The 19317-nt window shown below is 60.6% G+C and carries 15 protein-coding genes; 13 read left to right on the top strand and 2 right to left on the bottom strand.

Going from position 1 to position 19317, the window contains the following annotated elements; genetic code table 11:
• Positions 1-54: 54 nt before the first annotated feature.
• Together ACIPLA_RS11810 and ACIPLA_RS11815 are read right to left on the bottom strand one after the other, a co-directional pair.
• Positions 55-3333 carry a PAS domain S-box protein gene (locus tag ACIPLA_RS11810; protein WP_401173231.1) on the bottom strand — a complete coding sequence of 1093 codons (3279 nt, stop codon included), beginning with the start codon at positions 3331-3333 and terminating at the stop codon, positions 55-57.
• 84 nt (positions 3334-3417) lie between these two features.
• On the bottom strand, positions 3418-4308 hold the full coding sequence (locus tag ACIPLA_RS11815; RefSeq protein WP_007905966.1) for a LysR family transcriptional regulator: 891 nt from the start codon (positions 4306-4308) through the stop codon (positions 3418-3420).
• A gap of 321 nt (positions 4309-4629) precedes the next feature.
• Here ACIPLA_RS11815 and leuC point away from each other — a divergent pair, with 321 nt between their 5' ends.
• The 13 genes from leuC to ACIPLA_RS11880 form a co-directional block, all read left to right on the top strand.
• Positions 4630-6048 (top strand): 3-isopropylmalate dehydratase large subunit, encoded by a 1419-nt coding sequence (gene leuC / locus ACIPLA_RS11820; protein ID WP_401173232.1) that lies wholly within the window; start codon positions 4630-4632, stop codon positions 6046-6048.
• Positions 6049-6058: 10 nt separating this feature from the next.
• Entirely contained in the window at positions 6059-6703 is a 645-nt protein-coding gene (leuD, locus tag ACIPLA_RS11825) for a 3-isopropylmalate dehydratase small subunit (protein ID WP_007905962.1), read from the top strand.
• 138 nt (positions 6704-6841) lie between these two features.
• Positions 6842-7609 carry a class I SAM-dependent methyltransferase gene (locus ACIPLA_RS11830; protein ID WP_401173233.1) on the top strand — a complete coding sequence of 256 codons (768 nt, stop codon included), beginning with the start codon at positions 6842-6844 and terminating at the stop codon, positions 7607-7609.
• Between the two features lie 59 nt (positions 7610-7668).
• A complete protein-coding gene (gene leuB, locus ACIPLA_RS11835; RefSeq protein ID WP_218399159.1) occupies positions 7669-8751 on the top strand; it encodes a 3-isopropylmalate dehydrogenase in 1083 nt (360 codons plus the stop codon).
• A 67-nt stretch (positions 8752-8818) separates the two neighbouring features.
• The gene (gene asd / locus ACIPLA_RS11840; RefSeq protein WP_008075929.1) at positions 8819-9931 is read left to right on the top strand and encodes an aspartate-semialdehyde dehydrogenase; all 1113 of its coding nucleotides are present in this window, start codon (positions 8819-8821) and stop codon (positions 9929-9931) included.
• Positions 9932-10188: 257 nt separating this feature from the next.
• Entirely contained in the window at positions 10189-11199 is a 1011-nt protein-coding gene (locus tag ACIPLA_RS11845; protein WP_401173234.1) for an aspartate-semialdehyde dehydrogenase, read from the top strand.
• Positions 11200-11407: 208 nt separating this feature from the next.
• A complete protein-coding gene (locus tag ACIPLA_RS11850) occupies positions 11408-14068 on the top strand; it encodes a FimV/HubP family polar landmark protein (protein WP_401173235.1) in 2661 nt (886 codons plus the stop codon).
• A gap of 348 nt (positions 14069-14416) precedes the next feature.
• Complete coding sequence (gene truA, locus ACIPLA_RS11855; protein WP_032830732.1) at positions 14417-15241, top strand: tRNA pseudouridine(38-40) synthase TruA; 825 nt, start codon at positions 14417-14419, stop codon at positions 15239-15241.
• A gap of 63 nt (positions 15242-15304) precedes the next feature.
• The gene (locus ACIPLA_RS11860) at positions 15305-15925 is read left to right on the top strand and encodes a phosphoribosylanthranilate isomerase (RefSeq protein WP_401173236.1); all 621 of its coding nucleotides are present in this window, start codon (positions 15305-15307) and stop codon (positions 15923-15925) included.
• Positions 15926-16108: 183 nt separating this feature from the next.
• Entirely contained in the window at positions 16109-17029 is a 921-nt protein-coding gene (gene accD, locus ACIPLA_RS11865; RefSeq protein WP_007905946.1) for an acetyl-CoA carboxylase, carboxyltransferase subunit beta, read from the top strand.
• Positions 17026-18333, top strand: a complete 1308-nt coding sequence (gene folC / locus ACIPLA_RS11870) for a bifunctional tetrahydrofolate synthase/dihydrofolate synthase (RefSeq protein ID WP_192343324.1) — start codon at positions 17026-17028, stop codon at positions 18331-18333. Before accD ends, folC begins: the two co-directional genes overlap by 4 nt.
• Positions 18317-18979, top strand: a complete 663-nt coding sequence (locus ACIPLA_RS11875; RefSeq protein WP_218399164.1) for an SPOR domain-containing protein — start codon at positions 18317-18319, stop codon at positions 18977-18979. The genes folC and ACIPLA_RS11875 overlap by 17 nt, the downstream gene beginning before the upstream one ends.
• A 98-nt stretch (positions 18980-19077) precedes the next feature.
• Positions 19078-19317, top strand: a 240-nt coding sequence (locus ACIPLA_RS11880; RefSeq protein ID WP_401173237.1) for a CvpA family protein, incomplete at its 3' end; no start/stop codon positions are given.

Below are 19317 nucleotides of genomic sequence, written 5' to 3' on the forward strand. Positions count from 1 at the left end.
CAATTGGAGCGTCTGTTACGGAACGTCTCCCGTGCGGTGCATCAGTGACCCCGATTATTTGAGCAGTTTCTGAAACTCCTCCACCGGCAACGGCCGGCTGTGCAAATACCCTTGATACAAATGGCATCCCAGCCCCTGCAAAAACGCCAGTTGCTCCAGGGTTTCCACCCCTTCGGCGATGACTTCCAGCTCCAGACTGCGGGCCATGGCGACGATGGCGCGAATGATTTCGGCATCGTTGGGGTCGGTGGTGGCGTCGCGGATGAACGACTGATCGATTTTCAGGGTGTCTACCGGCAGGCGCTTGAGGTAGGTCAGCGAGGAATAACCGGTACCGAAATCGTCCATGGCAAAGCTCACGCCGAGTTTTTTCAGGCGCCGCATTTTGCTGATGGTGTCGTCCAGGTTCTGGATGACGATGCCTTCGGTGATTTCCAGTTTCAGCAACGAGCAGGGCAGGCCATGGCTGCCGAGGCTGTGTTCGATGCGTTCGACGAAATCGTTCTGACGGAATTGCCGGGGGCTGATGTTCACGCACAGGCTGAAATCGAGTGGATTGATCAGGCCTTTGGCGATCAGATGTTTGAAGGCCGCGCAGGCTTCGTCGAGGATCCACGTGCCGACTTCCAGAATCAGCCCGCTGTCTTCCAGCACCTTGATGAACTCGGTGGGCGATTGCGCGCCCAGTTGCGGATGGTGCCAGCGTACCAAGGCTTCTGCGCCGGTAATACGGTTATTGCGAGCATCCACCTGCGGTTGGTATTGCACGCTGAACTCACCCCGGGAAAGGGCAAGGCGCAGGTCGGTTTCCATGCGCAGGCGTTCGCTGGCGGCCTTCTGCATAGTGTTGTGATACATCTGCGTGGTGTTGCGGCCTGAATCCTTGGCGCGGTAGAGGGCGATATCGGCGCGTTTGAGCAGGTCGGTCGGGGTCGAGCCGTGGTCGGGGATCAGCGCGATGCCGATGCTCGGCGTCACTTGCAGGCGCTGTCCGTCGAGGAACATCGGTTCGGACAGCAGTTCGCGCAAGGTATCCGCCAACTCCCGGACCTGAGCGCTGACGTCGCTGCGCGAACCTTCCAGGCCGCTGAGCAGCACCACGAATTCGTCACCGCCCAGACGCGCGACGGTGTCCTCCATGCGCACGCTGGCTTCAAGGCGCGCGGTGATGATCTTCAGCACCGTATCGCCCACCGGGTGGCCAAGGGAGTCGTTGATGTGCTTGAAGTGATCGAGATCGAGGAACATCAGCGCGCCACGCAGGTTGTGGCGTTTGAGCAGGGCGATCTGCTGGCTCAGGCGATCCATCAACAGGGCGCGGTTGGGCAGGTTGGTCAGTGGGTCGTGGTAGGCCAGGTGACGGATCTGTGCTTCGGCGTTTTTCAGCAGGCTCACATCCCGAGCGGTCAGCAGCAGGCACGCCGTTTCGTTGAGGGTGATCGGCTCCACCGAGACTTCAACGGTCAGCAACTCGCCGCGTTTGTTGCGCCCGAGCATTTCCTGATGATGAACCCGGCCCTTGATCTGTAGCTCTGCCAGCAGTGCCGAGCGCTGTTTCTCTTCGGCCCAGATGCCCACCTGATACACCGTGCGGCCGATCACTTCATCGGCGCGATAGCCAGTCAGGCGACAAAAGCCGTCATTAACTTCCAGGTAGCGTCCGGTGTCGCGCTCGGTAATGGTGATGGCGTCGGGGCTTGAGTGGAAGGCCTTGGCGAACTTCTCCTCGCTGGCCTTGAGCGCCGCTTCCGAGCGTTGCTGCTGGGTGATGTCACGCAGGGTGGTGACGATGCAAGGTTGGTCGCCGACGCTGATCTGCCGGCTCGATATCACGCAAGTCAGGGACTGCCCGTCCTTGTGCTGAACGATGATCGCCACATTGTTCAGGCCCTGTTCGCGGATGACCCGCTCGATCCTTTGCAGGCTCTTCGCCGAAGCGTCCCACAGGCCGATTTCGTCGGCGCTGCGGCCAATCACGTCGACGGTGCTCCAGCCGAACGTTTGAGTGAAGCTGGAGTTGATCTCGATGAAGTGGCCGGTGTCTTGGCGCGTGACGCAGATCGGGTCCGGGCTGACCTGGAACAAGGTGGCGAATTTCTCTTCCGACGCAACCAGTTGCTGTTCGCGCTCCACTTGATCGGTGATGTCCAGCAGCGTGCCGGCCATGCGCAGCGGGTTGCCCTGTTCATCGCGGTAGAGTCTGGCGCGGCTTTCCAGGTAGCGCGAGCTGCCATCCGTTAGCTGCACGCGGTAAGTCAGCTGGTAATTGCCGGCCGGGCCTTCGCGCAAGCTGCGGTAGGCGTCGCGCATGGTGCCGCGTTCTTCGTCGGGCACGCCTTCGAAAAACGCATCGAAGGATTCATGGAAGGGTTTGGGGTCCAGCCCATGTAACTGGGCGGCCCGCGCCGAGCCGTAAAGCATGCCGCTGGGAATGTGCCAATCCCAGGTGCCGAGTTGCGCCGAATCCAGGGCCAGGTCGAGGCGTTCCTGGCTGTCTTTGAGGGCGTGCTCGGCAATTTTGCGTTCGGTGGTGTCGAGGAATGTGCTCAGCAGGTAAGGCTGGCCTTCGAGTTCGACCTTTTGCGCGCTGAGGATGCCGTCGTGAACCTGCCCATTGCTGGCGCGAAATTGCACCTCCATGTTGATCAGCTCGCCTTTGGCCTTGGTGGCCTTGACCAGTTGCACCCGTTGTTCCGGATTGACCCAAAGGCCCAGTTCCAGCGTGGTTCGGCCGATGGCGTCTTGCACCGGCCAGCCGAACAGGCTTTCGAAATACTGGTTGGCTTCGCTGATCAAGCCGTCTTCCTGACGGGTCAGCAGGACCATGTTCGGGCACAGGTGAAACAGCGTGGCGAAGCGCTTTTCCGAACTGCTCAGCGCCTGTTCGCGCTGGCGCTGATGGGTGATTTCACGAATGACCCCAATCATTCGCGGTCGGCCGTTTTTGTCCGGCAGCAGGCTGCCGTTGATTTCCAGCCAGTGCAGACTGCCGTCGGGCCAGCGGATACGGTGGTGCATCGCCTGCTCCAGCGGGGCGCCGGCGATCACTGCATTGAAGGCGCGGATGGCTTTCGCCCGATCCTCCTGAGGCAGCAGGTCGAGGTATTCCAGATCTTCCGGCAGCGGTTGTCGGGGATCGAAGCCGAACAACGCCTGAGTACCCCGAGACCAACTGATCTGCCCCCGCTCGATGTCCCAATACCAGGCGCCCAGCCGAGCGCCGTTGAGGGCTGCCAGCAACTGCGGGGCGCTTTCCCAGCTCTGCTCGGACCGTTTGGGGTCAAGTGCCTGAATTCGCGGCATCGGCGGCATACGTTCAACAGATTTGGGCATGGATAACAGGCCTTGGGCTGAATTGGGCGTTAGGCACAGGGTTTTGGGGCTCTATAGGCGTAGCACAAAAAGAAGAAGCACAGCTTAGCCGCGAGTCCCTGGCTGATCGATTTGTGCATCCAGCAGAGCCATGAAGGCCCGTGCCGCGTTCGACAGCGTCCGTTCGGTGTGCAGGATATAGCCTAGCTGGCGAGTGAGCTGTATGCCCGGCAAAGGTATGCGCGCCACTTGATCGTCCAGCATGGTGCGCGGCAAAACGCTCCAGGCCAGGCCGATCGAGACCATCATCTTGATGGTTTCCAGATAATTCGTGCTCATGGCGATGTTCGGCGTCAGGCCCTGGGCCTCGAACAGGCGCTGCACGATGTGGTGGGTAAAGGTGTTGCCGCCGGGGAAAACCGCAGGGTGCAGGGCAATATCCGCCAAGCTGACCGGACCGTTAGCGATCAGCGAATGCTCTGGGGCGACCACGAAATCCAGCGGGTCGTCCCACACCGGCGTGGCCTTGACCAGTGCATGGGGCTCCGGTGCAAGAGTGATTACCGCCAGTTCGGCGCGGCCATGGAGGATTTCTTCGTAAGCCACTTCCGAATCGAGGAACTGAATATCTAGCGCCACTTGTGGGTAACGTCGGGTGAACTCCCTTAATAAGGGCGGTAAACGGTGCAGGCCGATGTGATGACTGGTGGCCAATGTCAGACGACCGGAGACTTCGCCGGTCAGGTTGGTCAGGGCGCGGCGGGTGTCATCCAGTACATTGAGGATCTGATAGGCCCGTGGCAGCAGGGCGCGACCGGCTTCGGTCAAGCTGACTTCCCGGCCCAGTCGATCGAACAGCCGTACCTTCAATTGCTGCTCCAGGCCGGCGATGCGTTTGCTGATGGCGGGTTGTGTCAGGTGCAGCCGTTCGCCAGCGCCGGAGAAGCTTCCAGTCTCGGCAATCGCGATAAAAGCATTGAGGTTGGCGAGGTCCATGATGATGTCTCAGTTGTATTCCAGATGGTTATGCAAAGCATGAAAAATATGAATTTGAGTTATTTAATGTAACCCCCTAGGATCGACCTCACAAGCCAAGGGGTTATTGAAATTGCTCAAGACCCGGAGGTCTGTGTGGCGAGTTTGTTGGGTCAAATTCGGATGCCGGAAGTTCATAGCCAAGGAGCTGCGACGAGTCATAGCTGGCTATGGCGAGGAGCAGCAACGCAGGATATGGGCTTCCGGCGCCGAAGTTGACCTAACAGAACTCGCTACACAGACCTCTCCGGCATAGAAACAAGCTGATGAGGAAACCGTCTGATGGCCGGCAAAACGCTCTACGACAAGCTCTGGGATTCGCATTTGGTCAAGCAGCGCGACGATGGCTCGGCGCTGATCTACATCGATCGTCACATCATCCACGAAGTGACCTCGCCGCAAGCCTTCGAAGGCCTGCGTCTGGCCGGGCGCAAGCCTTGGCGCATCGATGCCAACATCGCGACCCCGGACCACAACGTTCCGACGACTGCGGAGCGCAAGGGTGGCATCGAAGCGATTGTCGACCAGGTCTCGCGTTTGCAGGTTCAGACCCTCGACGATAACTGTGACGAGTACGGCATCGTCGAATTCAAGATGAATGATGTCCGCCAAGGCATCGTTCACGTCATCGGCCCGGAGCAGGGCGCCACCTTGCCGGGCATGACCGTGGTTTGCGGCGACTCCCACACCTCGACCCACGGCGCATTCGGTGCCCTGGCTCACGGTATCGGCACTTCCGAGGTCGAGCACGTGCTCGCCACTCAGTGCCTGGTCGCGAAAAAAATGAAGAACATGCTGGTGTCCGTCGACGGCCAGTTGCCGTTCGGCGTGACCGCCAAGGACATCGTCCTCGCAGTAATTGGCAAGATCGGCACCGCCGGCGGTAATGGCCACGCCATCGAATTCGCCGGTAGCGCGATTCGCGACTTGTCCGTTGAAGGCCGCATGACCATTTGCAACATGGCGATCGAGGCCGGCGCTCGCGTTGGCCTGGTGGCGGCTGACGAAAAAACCGTGGCTTACGTCAAGGGCCGTCCATTTGCTCCGAAAGGCGCGGAATGGGACTTGGCTGTCGAGGCCTGGAAAGACCTGGTTTCCGACGCGGATGCCAAGTTCGACACCATCGTCGAACTCGATGCCGCTCAGATCAAACCGCAAGTCAGCTGGGGCACCTCGCCTGAGATGGTCTTGGCTGTCGATCAGAACGTTCCCGATCCTGCGAAGGAAATGGACCTGGTCAAGCGTGGCTCCATCGAACGCGCCTTGAAGTACATGGGTTTGACCGCCAATCAGGCGATCACCGACATTCAGCTGGACCGCGTATTCATTGGCTCCTGCACCAACTCGCGGATCGAAGACCTGCGCGCCGCCGCCGTGATCGCCAAGGGCCGCAAAGTGGCTTCGACCATCAAACAGGCCATCGTGGTTCCGGGTTCGGGGCTGGTGAAGGCTCAGGCCGAATCCGAAGGCCTGGACAAGATTTTCCTCGAGGCCGGTTTCGAATGGCGTGAGCCGGGGTGCTCGATGTGCCTGGCGATGAACCCGGACCGTTTGGAGTCGGGCGAGCATTGCGCGTCGACCTCCAACCGTAACTTCGAAGGCCGTCAGGGCGCCGGTGGCCGTACGCACCTCGTCAGCCCGGCCATGGCCGCCGCCGCCGCGGTGAACGGTCGCTTCGTCGACGTTCGTGAATTGATCTAAGGAGCGCAGCATGAAAGCTTTTACCCAGCACACTGGTCTTGTCGCGCCTTTGGATCGTGCCAACGTCGACACCGACCAGATCATTCCGAAGCAGTTCTTGAAGTCGATCAAGCGCACCGGTTTCGGCCCGAACCTGTTCGATGAGTGGCGTTACCTGGATGTCGGGCAGCCGTATCAGGACAACTCCAAGCGTCCGTTGAACAAGGACTTCGTCCTCAACGCCGAACGTTATCAAGGCGCCAGTGTGTTGCTGGCCCGCGAAAACTTCGGTTGCGGCTCCAGCCGCGAACACGCGCCGTGGGCGCTGGAAGAGTACGGTTTCCGCAGCATCATCGCGCCGAGCTACGCCGACATCTTCTTCAACAACAGCTTCAAGAACGGCTTGCTGCCGATCATCCTGAGCGACGCTGAAGTTGATGAACTGTTCCAGCAGGTCGAGGCGACTCCGGGCTATCAATTGCAGGTTGATCTGCAAGCCCAGACCGTGACCCGTCCGGATGGCAAGGTGTTGAGTTTTGAGATTGACGCGTTCCGCAAGCACTGCCTGCTCAATGGCCTGGACGATATCGGCCTGACCTTGCAGGACCACGAGGCGATTGCCACGTTTGAAGCCAAACACCGTGCGAGCCAGCCGTGGTTGTTTCGTGATGCGTGATTTTGCGTAAGGCTTGATGACGCCTTCGCGGGCAAGCCTCGCTCCTACGATTGAACTGCATTCCCCTGTAGGAGCGAGGCTTGCCCGCGAAGAGGCCCGCACAGGCACCACAAGACTCATTCCCAAAAGGAAGTCCCCATGACCAGCACCGCCCAGCACAGTCAGGTCGTACAAAAGCAATTCGGTGAACAGGCCTCGGCCTATCTGAGCAGCGCCGTACACGCTCAAGGCACTGAATTCGCGCTGCTACAGGCTGAACTGGCGGGGCAGGGCGATGCTCGCGTGCTCGACCTCGGTTGCGGCGCCGGTCACGTGAGTTTTCACGTGGCTTCGCTGGTCAAGGAAGTGGTGGCTTACGACCTGTCCCAACAGATGCTCGATGTGGTTGCCACTGCTGCCGTTGATCGCGGCTTGAACAATGTGTCCACCGTACTCGGTGCCGCCGAACGCCTGCCGTTTGCCGATGGCGAGTTTGATTTCGTCTTCAGCCGCTATTCGGCGCACCATTGGAGCGACCTCGGTGTGGCCCTGCGCGAAGTTCGCCGGGTGTTGAAGCCGGGCGGGGTGGCGGCGTTCATCGATGTATTGTCGCCGGGCAGCCCGTTGTTCGACACTTACCTGCAAAGCGTCGAAGTGCTGCGCGACACCAGCCACGTACGCGATTATTCTGCCGGCGAGTGGTTGCGTCAGGTCAGCGAGGCGGGGTTGCATACCCGCAGCACTACGCGCCAGCGGTTGCGTCTTGAATACACGTCCTGGGTCGAGCGCATGCGCACGCCGCAGGTGATGCGCGCGGCAATCCGCGAGTTGCAGCAATCGATGGGCAATGAAGTTCGCGAATATTTTGAGATTGAGGCCGATGGCTCGTTCAGTACCGATGTGCTGGTGCTGATGGCTGAACGATAAGCGCCAAGACTTTTTCCGGGTACGCCTGCGGGCGTGCCGACTGATGACATGAGGAAAGCATGAGCAAGCAGATTCTGATTCTCCCGGGTGACGGTATTGGCCCGGAAATCATGGCCGAAGCAGTCAAGGTGCTGGAGCTGGCGAACGACAAGTACAGCCTGGGCTTCGAACTGAGTCATGACGTGATCGGTGGCGCCGCCATCGACAAGCACGGCGTGCCGCTGGCCGACGAAACCCTGGTCCGTGCCCGTGCCGCCGATGCGGTATTGCTGGGCGCCGTGGGCGGCCCGAAATGGGACACCATCGAGCGTGACATCCGCCCTGAGCGCGGCCTGCTGAAAATCCGTGCGCAGCTGGGTCTGTTCGGCAACCTGCGTCCGGCAATCCTGTACCCGCAACTGGCCGAGGCTTCCAGCCTGAAGGCGGAAATCGTCGCGGGCCTGGACATCCTGATCGTCCGTGAACTGACCGGCGGCATCTACTTCGGCGCGCCACGTGGCGTGCGTGAACTGGAAAACGGCGAGCGTCAGGCCTACGACACCCTGCCGTACAGCGAGACCGAAATCCGCCGTATCGCCCGTGTCGGATTCGACATGGCCCGCGTGCGCGGCAAGAAACTATGCTCGGTAGACAAGGCCAACGTGCTGGCGTCCAGCCAACTGTGGCGTGAAGTCGTCGAACAAGTGGCCAAGGACTACCCGGACGTCGAACTGAGCCACATGTACGTCGACAACGCCGCCATGCAACTGGTGCGTGCACCGAAGCAATTCGACGTGATCGTCACCGACAACCTGTTTGGCGACATTCTTTCCGACGAAGCGTCGATGCTCACCGGCTCCATCGGCATGCTGCCGTCGGCGTCGCTGGATGCCAACAACAAAGGCATGTACGAGCCGTGCCACGGTTCGGCGCCAGACATCGCTGGCAAGGGCATTGCCAACCCGTTGGCGACCATTTTGTCGGTGTCGATGATGCTGCGTTACAGCTTCAATCTGCAGGATGCGGCCGATGCTATCGAGAAGGCCGTGAGCCTGGTATTGGATCAGGGCCTGCGCACGGGCGACATCTGGTCGGCCGGTTGCACCAAGGTCGGTACGCAGGAAATGGGCGATGCAGTAGTCGCCGCGCTGCGGAATCTGTAATCTCTTTGGCCCGCTGCAACTTTCAACCATGAAAGCAGCGGCCCACTTTTAAGAAGGTGTAGTTGCGATGAAACGTGTAGGTCTGATCGGTTGGCGCGGTATGGTCGGTTCCGTGCTCATGCAGCGGATGCTGGAAGAGCAGGATTTCGATCTTATTGAGCCGGTGTTTTTCACCACTTCCAATGTCGGTGGCCAAGGCCCGTCCGTGGGCAAGGACATTGCTCCGCTCAAGGACGCTTACAGCATTGAAGAGCTGAAAACCCTCGACGTGATTCTGACCTGCCAGGGTGGTGACTACACCAGCGAAGTTTTCCCGAAGCTGCGCGAAGCCGGCTGGCAGGGTTACTGGATCGACGCCGCTTCCAGCCTGCGCATGCAGGATGACGCGGTGATCGTGCTGGACCCGGTGAACCGCAAGGTCATCGACCAGCAGCTCGATGCGGGCACCAAGAACTACATCGGCGGCAACTGCACCGTCAGCCTGATGCTGATGGGTCTGGGTGGCCTGTTTGAAGCCGGTCTGGTCGAGTGGATGAGTGCCATGACTTATCAGGCGGCCTCCGGTGGCGGCGCGCAGCACATGCGTGAACTGATCAAGCAAATGGGTGTGACCCACGCCGCTGTCGCCGATCAACTGGCCGACCCGGCCAGCGCCATTCTCGACATCGATCGCCGTGTTGCCGAAGCCATGCGCAGCGACGCGTACCCGACCGAAAACTTCGGCGTACCACTGGCTGGCAGCCTGATCCCGTGGATCGACAAGGAACTGCCGAACGGTCAGAGCCGCGAAGAGTGGAAGGCCCAGGCCGAGACCAACAAGATCCTCGGTCGCTTCAAGAGCCCGATCCCGGTGGATGGCATCTGCGTGCGCATCGGCGCCATGCGTTGCCACAGCCAGGCGCTGACCATCAAGCTGAACAAAGACGTGCCGATCGCCGACATCGAAGGGCTGATCAGCCAGCACAACCCTTGGGTCAAGCTGGTGCCGAACAACCGCGAAATCAGCATGCAGGAGCTGAGCCCTACAAAGGTTACCGGTACCCTGAACGTGCCGGTCGGCCGTCTGCGCAAGCTGAACATGGGTTCGCAGTTCGTCGGTGCCTTCACCGTCGGCGACCAACTGCTGTGGGGCGCGGCCGAACCGCTGCGTCGCATGCTGCGGATTCTGCTTGAGCGTTGATCTGTTGAAGCAATGAAGAGCCCGCGCCTTGAAAGAGGTGCGGGTTTTTTTTGGAGTTGTGCCGTCTGTCAGGGCCTCTTCGCGGGCAAGCCTCGCTCCTACGGGACCGAGTCGATGATGGGTTCGACACTCACCTTGTAGGAGCGAGGCTTGCCCGCGAAGAGGCCGGTACACCCACCACAAATCCCCTGTCGAATTGCCTCACTGCCAGCCACCCGGTAAAGTGCCGCTCCCCCCGTTTCGCCAGAGGTAGAACCATGAGCCAGTCCTTTGATATTGCCGTAATCGGCGCCACCGGTACTGTCGGCGAAACACTCGTCCAGATTCTCGAAGAGCGGGATTTTCCGGTCGGTAACCTGCACCTGCTGGCGAGCAGTGAATCGGCTGGTCATTCGGTGCCGTTTCGCGGCAAGAACGTGCGGGTGCGGGAAGTCGATGAGTTCGATTTCAGCAAAGTCCAGTTGGTGTTCTTCGCCGCCGGCCCGGCGGTGACCCTCAGTTTCGCTCCGCGTGCCACGGCCGCCGGTTGCTCACTGATCGACCTGTCCGGCGCCTTGCCGGCTGATCAGGCGCCGCAAGTGGTGCCTGAGGCCAACGCAGAAATTCTGGCCAGCCTGAAAAAACCTTTCCAGGTCAGCAGCCCAAGTCCTTCGGCCGCGACGCTGGCGGTGGTGCTGGCGCCGTTGCTCGGTTTGCTCGACCTGCAGCGCATCAACCTGACGGCGTGTCTGGCGGTCTCTGCCCAAGGCCGCGAAGCGGTCACTGAGCTGGCCCGGCAAACCGCCGAGCTGCTTAACGTGCGTCCGCTGGAGCCGGCTTTCTTCGATCGGCAGATGGCTTTCAACCTGCTGGCGCAAGTCGGTAAACCTGACGATCAGGGCCATACGTTGCTGGAAAAGCGCCTGGTGCGCGAACTGCGTCAGGTCATGGCGCTACCGTTATTAAAGATTTCCGTCACTTGTATTCAAGCTCCGGTGTTTTTTGGCGATAGCTTTAGCGTGACCTTGCAGTCATCGAGCGCTGTCGACCTGGCGAAAGTCAATGCAGCTCTGGAAGCGGCGCCCGGTATCGAACTGGTCGAGGCGGGCGATTACCCGACCCCGGTAGGCGATGCAGTAGGGCAGGACGTGGTTTACGTTGGTCGGGTTCGCAGCGGGATCGACGACCCGGCGGAACTTAATGTGTGGCTGACGTCAGATAACGTACGCAAAGGGGCCGCGCTCAATGCTGTGCAGGTGGCTGAATTGTTGATAAAAGACCTGCTGTAAAAGATACTTGGCAACAATTTATCGAATGATTCCGGTCGAGTGTCATGCTTGGCCGGAATGCTTAAGGTGAGCCACCCCGCAGGGCTTCCCATTGCATGAATGAAATGATCGCGCGCGACGACCCTTCGCCGCCGCGCGCAATGCCTTACGGCAGCGGCAATCAACACCTTCTCGCTGGCCGAGGAATGTTCAAACAAAGGAAGAGGTTATGGTTCAAGTTCGCAAACTGGTGTTAGCAATAGCGGCCGCCTCGGCGCTGTCCTCCGGTATGGCGCATGCCCTCGGGCTCGGGGAATTGACCCTGAAATCGACGCTGAACCAGCCTCTGGTCGCAGAAATCGAGTTGCTCGACATCAAGGACCTCACGGCTGCCGAAGTGGTGCCGAGCCTGGCCTCGCCCGAAGATTTCGCCAAGGCCGGTGTCGATCGTCAGGCATTTCTCAATGACCTGACCTTCACCCCGGTGCTTAACGCCAGCGGCAAAAGCATCTTGCGCGTCACGTCCAGCAAACCGCTGTCCGAACCGATGGTGAAATTCCTGGTTCAGGTGATGTGGCCCAACGGTCGTCTGCTACGCGACTACAGCGTGCTGCTCGATCCGTCCAAATTCTCGCCGCAGACCGCCGATGCCGCCGCGCAACCAGCGCCAGCCCAAACGGTGACTGCGCCAGTCACTGGCGCGACCAAATCGTCGCAATACACCACCACGCCGCGCGATACCCTGTGGGAGATCGCCGCGAAGGCGCGTAACGGTGGTTCGATCCAGCAGACCATGCTGGCCATCCAGGCGCTGAACCCGGATGCGTTCATCGACGGCAACATCAATCGACTGAAAACCGGTCAAGTGCTGCGTCTGCCTGATCAGGTGCAGAGCACCGACCTGCCACAGCCCAAGGCCATCGCAGAGGTCGCCGCGCAGAACACCGCGTGGCGTCAGGGCCGTCGCTACGTGGCGAAACCGGGAGCCGGTCAGCAGCAACTCGATGCCACCAAGCGCGCTCGCGGTGAAGGTGCTTCATCGCAGCCTGCCGCAGACAAACTGAGCCTGGTGTCTGCCGACACCGGCAAGGGCGGCAAAGGCGCCGCCGGTGATGCGAAAGCGTTAAGCGATAAGCTGGCCGTTACTGAGGAAAGCCTCGACGCGACTCGTCGTGACAACGCCGAATTGAAAAGCCGCATGAGCGATCTGCAAAGTCAGCTGGACAAGCTGCAACGCCTGATCGAACTGAAGAACAACCAGTTGGCCAAATTGCAGGCCGCAGGCGGAGCGGATGCATCCGCTTCGAGCACTCCGGCGATGTCGGCTGAGCTGGCGGCCAGTCCTGCGGCAACGCCTGCGGACGCGGCTCCGGTCCCTGCGCCAGAGGCTGGCGCACCAGAAGTCGTTCCGGCGCCAGTCGTCGAGCCAACATCCGATGATCAGAAATTCAACGAGCTGCTGACCAATCCGATCCTGCTGGGTCTGGTGGGTGGCGGTGCGGTGGTGCTGCTGCTCTTGCTGCTGTTGCTGGCCCGTCGTCGTAAGGCTCAGCAAGAAGCCGAGAAGCATCTGCGCATGGCCCGTGCCTTGGAGGAGGAGCAAGAGTTCTCCGTCGACCAGGATCTGCCGCCAAGCAGCTTCGAAGGCCTGGAAGTTCCGCCGCCGAGCGTGAAGCTTGCGACCGCGCCAACGCCAACGCCAACGCCTGCACCCGCGCCGGCCCCGGTGATTGCTCCGGTTGTGGTGACGCCGCCGATCGCTGCGCCACTGGTATCGCCTGCGGCCGAGCGTTCCGAGCGTTCCGACGACGTACTGGCTCAGGCACAGTCGCACATTGCCGGCGGTCGTCTGAATCAGGCCGCCGCATTGCTGGAAGACGCGATCAAGCAAGAGCCGCAACGCAGTGACCTGCGCTTGAAGCTGATGGAAGTCTATGGTCAGCAGGGTGACCGCGACGCGTTCGTCGCTCAGGAGCGTCAACTGGTGGCCAACGGCGATAACTTCGCCCGGGTTGAAGAGTTGAAAAGCCGCTTTCCGGCCATGGCTGTTGTGGCGGCCAGCGGTCTGGCGGCCGCCGCCATCGCTGCCGAGCTGGACGCGCAATACGTCAAGGACCTGCTGCTGGACGAGCCGCAAGCCCCGGAGCCGGCATTGTCCGACTTCGACAGCGCCTTCGATCTGAGCCTGGACGATCTGGAGGCGGCTACGCCGATCGCGCCAGTGGTTGCTGCGGAGCCGGAGGTGGAGCCAACGCCCGTACCGGCACCCGCACCCGCGCCAGAAGAGCTGGCTGAATTGGACGAATTCCCGCTGGACGACGATCTGAGCTTTGAGTCGGTGTTGCAGCAACAGACTGAAATCAAGGAAAACCTCGACGATCTGTCGGTCTTCGACCTGGACATGGATCTGGGCGGCGACGCCTCGCCGGCAACCCTGGCCGAAGATGACTTCCTGCTGAGTCTGGATGAAGATCTCAAGGATTTGCCTGTCGCCGAAGCGGCGCCCGTGACCGAGCCGACGCTCGACGACCTGGAGTTACCTGCGGATTTCGACCTGTCACTGGCTGATGAAATGGACGCCGCTGCCCCGGATCAGCCTGATGCCTTCGAAAGTGAACTCAACGACGTCAATGCGGAACTGGATCGTCTGTCCCAGAGCCTCGGTGAGCCTAGCTTTACCGAGGAAGACGCTTTGGCCTCCGCGGCTGATGAGCCGGACTTCGATTTTCTCTCCGGCACCGATGAGGTCGCTACCAAACTCGATCTGGCCCAGGCCTACATCGACATGGGCGACAGCGACGGCGCTCGGGACATCCTCAATGAGGTGGTGACCGAGGGCGATGCCGGTCAGAAGAGCGAAGCTAAGGAAATGCTCTCGCGTCTGGCATGAGTCATCGGTAAGGCATAAAAAAACGGCAGCCCATCGAGGCTGCCGTTTTTGTTTTGGCGAGGATGCGATGACGCCTGTTGGATGGCCTTCGCGGGCAAGCCTCGCTCCTACAGGGGGGCGGGGTTGTCCACATTATTTGTACCCGGCACATCCCTTGTGGGAGCGGGGGTGTCTGTATCATTTGCGCCTGGCACCAATCTCCTGTGGGAGCGGGCTTGCCCGCGATGAGGCCGGAACAGTCCATGGAGATCCCTCTGGCGTCCCCGCCCGACAGCCTTATAATGCATGCCTTTGCGCAGATCAGCAGGCTGTCACCCCTTGGCAAATATAGATAATCCGGCCGCCGAAATGGCGGCCGACGGCTTTTTTCGGATCGCGTTGGGCGTCGAATACAAAGGTTCGCGCTATCGCGGCTGGCAGCGCCAGGCCTCCGGTGTGCTCACGGTGCAGGAAACCCTTGAAAAGGCCTTGTCCAAAGTCGCCGACTCACCGGTGTCGCTGCTCTGCGCCGGGCGTACGGATGCCGGGGTGCATGCCTGCGGTCAGGTAGTGCATTTCGATACCCAGGTCGAGCGTTCGATGAAGGCCTGGGTGATGGGCGCCAATATCAACTTGCCCCACGACGTCAGCGTCAGTTGGGCGAAGGTCATGCCGGCGCATTTCCATGCGCGGTTCAAGGCGATCGCCAGGCGCTATCGCTACGTGATCTACAACGATCAGATCCGTCCGGCGCACCTGAACGATGAAATTACCTGGAACCACCGCCCGCTGGACGTCGAGCGCATGTCTGAAGCCGCTCAGTATCTGGTCGGTACCCACGACTTCAGTGCATTCCGCGCCGGTCAGTGCCAGGCCAAGTCGCCGATCAAGGAGCTGCATCACCTGCGTGTCACGCGCCATGGCAAAATGATCGTGCTGGATATCCGCGCCAGCGCGTTCCTGCACCACATGGTGCGCAACATCGCCGGAGTTCTGATGACCATCGGCGCTGGCGAGCGTCCCGTGGAGTGGATGAAGGAAGTCCTGGAAAGTCGTATCCGTCGTTCCGGCGGGGTAACGGCCCATCCGTTCGGTCTGTACCTGGTCCAGGTCGAGTACCGCGACGAGTTCGAATTGCCTGAGCGTTACATCGGCCCACACTTCCTTACCGGCTTCTCGGAACTTGACGGCTGACGCCCTCAAACGCTTTTGTTACCATCCGGGACTTTCCCGGATTTGTCCTGAGGTTCTATCGACATGTCAGCCGTTCGCAGCAAAATTTGTGGGATTACCCGCATAGAAGATGCGTTGGCGGCGGTCGAGGCCGGGGCCGATGCCATCGGTTTTGTGTTCTACGCCAAAAGCCCACGGGCCGTAACTGTCCAGCAGGCGAGGGCGATCATCAAGGCCTTGCCGCCGTTCGTGACCACCGTGGGGTTGTTCGTCAATGCCAGCCGCTGCGAGTTGGGGGAAATCCTCGATGCCGTGCCGCTGGACCTGTTGCAGTTCCATGGTGACGAGACCGCGGCCGACTGTGAAAGCTGGCACCGGCCGTATATCAAGGCGTTGCGGGTCAAGGCCGGTGATGACATCGCAGCGGCTTGCGATGCCTACGCCAGTGCCAGCGGGATCCTGCTCGACACGTACGTCGAAGGCGTTCCAGGGGGAACCGGTGAAGCGTTCGACTGGTCTCTGATACCGCAAGGCCTGAGCAAGCCGATCATCCTGGCGGGCGGCTTGACACCGGACAACGTCGCGGAGGCGATTGCCCGGGTTCGGCCTTACGCGGTAGACGTCAGCGGTGGAGTAGAGGCGAGCAAGGGCATCAAGGATCACGCAAAGATTCAGGCATTCATCAAAGCGGTTGTTGGGGCTTGATGTGACGGCTGGCACACTGCCGCCGTCCACAGGCATGGCTGAGGATATTTGGGGTTGTACGCAGGTCGCATCTCGCTGACCCGGCACGCCATCGATCATCGCCACACATATGAATTTAGCTCAAGGGCATACGCGGGGCTGCGAACCAGAGCGTTCGGGCCGCCGGTACTGGAGAAAGAAAGCATGAGCAACTGGTTAGTAGACAAACTGATCCCTTCGATCATGCGTTCCGAGGTCAAGAAGAGCTCGGTGCCTGAAGGTCTGTGGCACAAATGCCCGTCTTGCGAGGCGGTGTTGTATCGTCCGGAGCTGGAAAAGACCCTGGATGTTTGCCCCAAGTGCAACCACCACATGCGTATCGGCGCTCGCGCGCGCATCGACATCTTCCTCGACGCTGACGGCCGTGCCGAACTGGGCGCGGACCTGGAGCCGGTTGACCGTCTGAAATTCCGCGACGGCAAGAAGTACAAGGATCGCCTGACCGCTGCGCAAAAGCAGACCGGCGAAAAAGACGCACTGATCTCCATGAGCGGCACCTTGCTGGGCATGCCGGTCGTGGTGTCGGCCTTCGAATTCTCCTTCATGGGTGGTTCGATGGGCGCCATCGTCGGTGAGCGCTTCGTGCGCGCCGCCAATTACGCCCTGGAAAACCGTTGCCCGATGATCTGCTTCGCTGCCTCCGGTGGTGCGCGGATGCAGGAAGCGCTGATTTCCCTGATGCAAATGGCCAAGACCTCCGCGGTGCTGGCGCGTCTGCGTGAAGAAGGCATTCCGTTCATCTCGGTACTGACTGACCCGGTCTACGGTGGTGTTTCCGCCAGCCTGGCGATGCTCGGCGACGTAATTGTCGGTGAGCCGAAAGCCCTGATCGGTTTCGCCGGTCCGCGCGTTATCGAACAAACCGTTCGCGAAAAACTGCCGGAAGGCTTCCAGCGCAGTGAGTTCCTGCTGGAACACGGCGCGATCGACATGATCATTCACCGTCAGGAGCTGCGTCCGCGTCTGGGCAACCTGCTGGCACAAATGATGGGCCTGCCGACGCCAAAATTCGTCGCCGCGCCGATCGAGCCGATCGTGGTTCCGCCGGTGCCTGCCAACATATGATCCAACGCACCCTTGGCGAGTGGCTCGCCTACCTTGAACAGTTGCATCCTTCGGCCATCGACATGGGGCTGGAGCGTTCGCAACAGGTAGCGTCTCGTATGGGGCTGGGCAAGCCGGCGCCTCGGGTGATTACGGTCACTGGCACCAACGGCAAGGGTTCTACCTGCGCGTTCGTGGCTTCGTTGCTGCGGGCGCAGGGCCTGAACGTGGGTGTCTACAATTCTCCGCACCTGCTGCGTTACAACGAGCGGGTGCAGGTCAATGGCGTCGAAGCCACTGACGCCCAGCTGTGCGAAGCCTTTGCAGCGGTCGAAGCCGGTCGTGGCGACACTTCCCTGACGTACTTCGAAATGGGCACCCTGGCGGCGTTCTGGCTGTTTCAACAGGCAGGGCTTGATGCGGTGGTGCTGGAAGTGGGCCTGGGCGGGCGTCTGGATACGGTCAACGTGGTGGATGCCGATATCGCGCTGGTCACCAGCATCGGCGTCGATCATGCGGACTATCTGGGCGATACCCGTGAGTCCGTGGCTTACGAAAAAGCCGGCATTTTCCGCCAGGGCGCGCCTGCGCTCTGTGGCGATCTGAATCCCCCTCAGCCTTTGCTGGATAAAGCGCGCGAGCTCAATTGCCCGTTTTTCCTGCGTGGACGCGATTTCGACCTGGGTATCACCGATCACAACTGGCAATGGCGTGGCCTTGATGCTCAAGGGCGTGCAGTCGAGTTGCATGATCTGCCATTGCTCGATCTGCCGATGGAGAACGCCGCCCTGGCGTTGCAGGCTTACCTGCTGCTCGGTTTGCCTTGGGTGGATGCGCAGATTATCGAAGCCCTGAAAGCGACACGCGTGGTCGGTCGTCTCGATCGCCGTCAGTTCGACTGGCAGGGCAAGCGTCTTAATGTGTTGCTGGACGTGGGGCATAACCCCCATGCGGCAGAGTACCTGGCCCGTCGTCTGGCCAGTCGACCACCGGCCGGCAAGCGTCTGGCGGTGTTCGGGTTGTTGGCGGACAAGGATCTGGATGGTGTTGTCGGTGAATTGAATGCTAGTGTCCAGCATTGGGCTGTCGCCCCTCTGGATTCGCCGCGGGCGCGACCCGTTGAGCAGTTGCACGCGGCGTTGCAGAACCTTGGCGCCTCGGTAACGTCTTATGACAGCGTGGCCGCAGCCCTGGAAGGGCAGTGCGCGCAGGCGACGAGCGACGACGAGATTCTGTTGTTCGGATCATTTTATTGTGTCGCCGAGGCCCTTGAATGGCTGGCCCGGCACTCCACGGAGGAAGCGGCAAATGGCTTTGCTGGATAAGGCGTACAAGCAGCGCATGGTCGGTGCCCTGGTGCTGGTAGCGCTGGCGGTGATTTTCCTGCCAATGCTGTTTTCCCGTCAGGACGAACAGCGCCAGGTGAGGGTCGACGCACCGGCTGCACCGCAAGCGCCGGCTGTGCCGCAAGTGCAGGTCGAACCGGTGGTGGTGCCTGAACCGCAGGCATTGCCGCAGGAGCCAGTGCCAAGCGATGAGGAAATTGCCGCGCAGCAAGCGCCTTCGACACCGATTGCGCCAAGTGCTCCCGTGGCCCCAGCGCCACCGGCTGCCAAACCGGTCACGCCACCTCCGGCGCCCGTCGCCAAGCCTGTACCGGCACCTGCCCAGCCAATCGCTGCTGCACCGACCAAGCCGGCAGCCACCCCAAGCCGCGTTGATGCCAATGGCCTGTCAGTCAGTTGGTCGGTTCAACTGGCCAGTCTATCGAGCCGCGAGAGCGCTGAAAGCCTGCAGAAAACCCTGCGCAGCCAAGGCTATAACGCCTATATCCGCTCCGCCGATGGCAAGAATCGGGTGTTCGTCGGGCCGCTGATCGAGCGCGCGGAAGCCGATCGTCTGCGTGACTTGTTGAGTCGCCAGCAGAACCTCAAGGGGTTTGTGGTGCGTTTTCAGCCTGAGCGCGGTTAAAACTATCGCCTTGATTTGAAAAGCACTGATAATCTCAGCTTACCGACAGCCATGGGCTCTGCTAAAATGCGCCGCCTTATCTGTCTGTAGGCTGCACTGTGCCATTTACCTGGGTTGACTGGGCGATCGTTGCAATCGTCGCCATCTCCGCTTTGATCAGTCTTAGCCGCGGCTTCGTCAAAGAAGCACTCTCGCTGCTGACCTGGATCATCGCAGGAGCCGTTGCCTGGATGTTCGGTGGTTCATTGTCCGAGTACCTCGGCGGATACATCGAAACGCCATCGGCTCGTGTGATCACGGGCTGTGCCATCATGTTTGTCGCCACTTTAATCGTAGGC

This window comes from Pseudomonas sp. NPDC086112 (assembly GCF_044746425.1).
Classification (GTDB): Bacteria; Pseudomonadota; Gammaproteobacteria; order Pseudomonadales; family Pseudomonadaceae; genus Aquipseudomonas.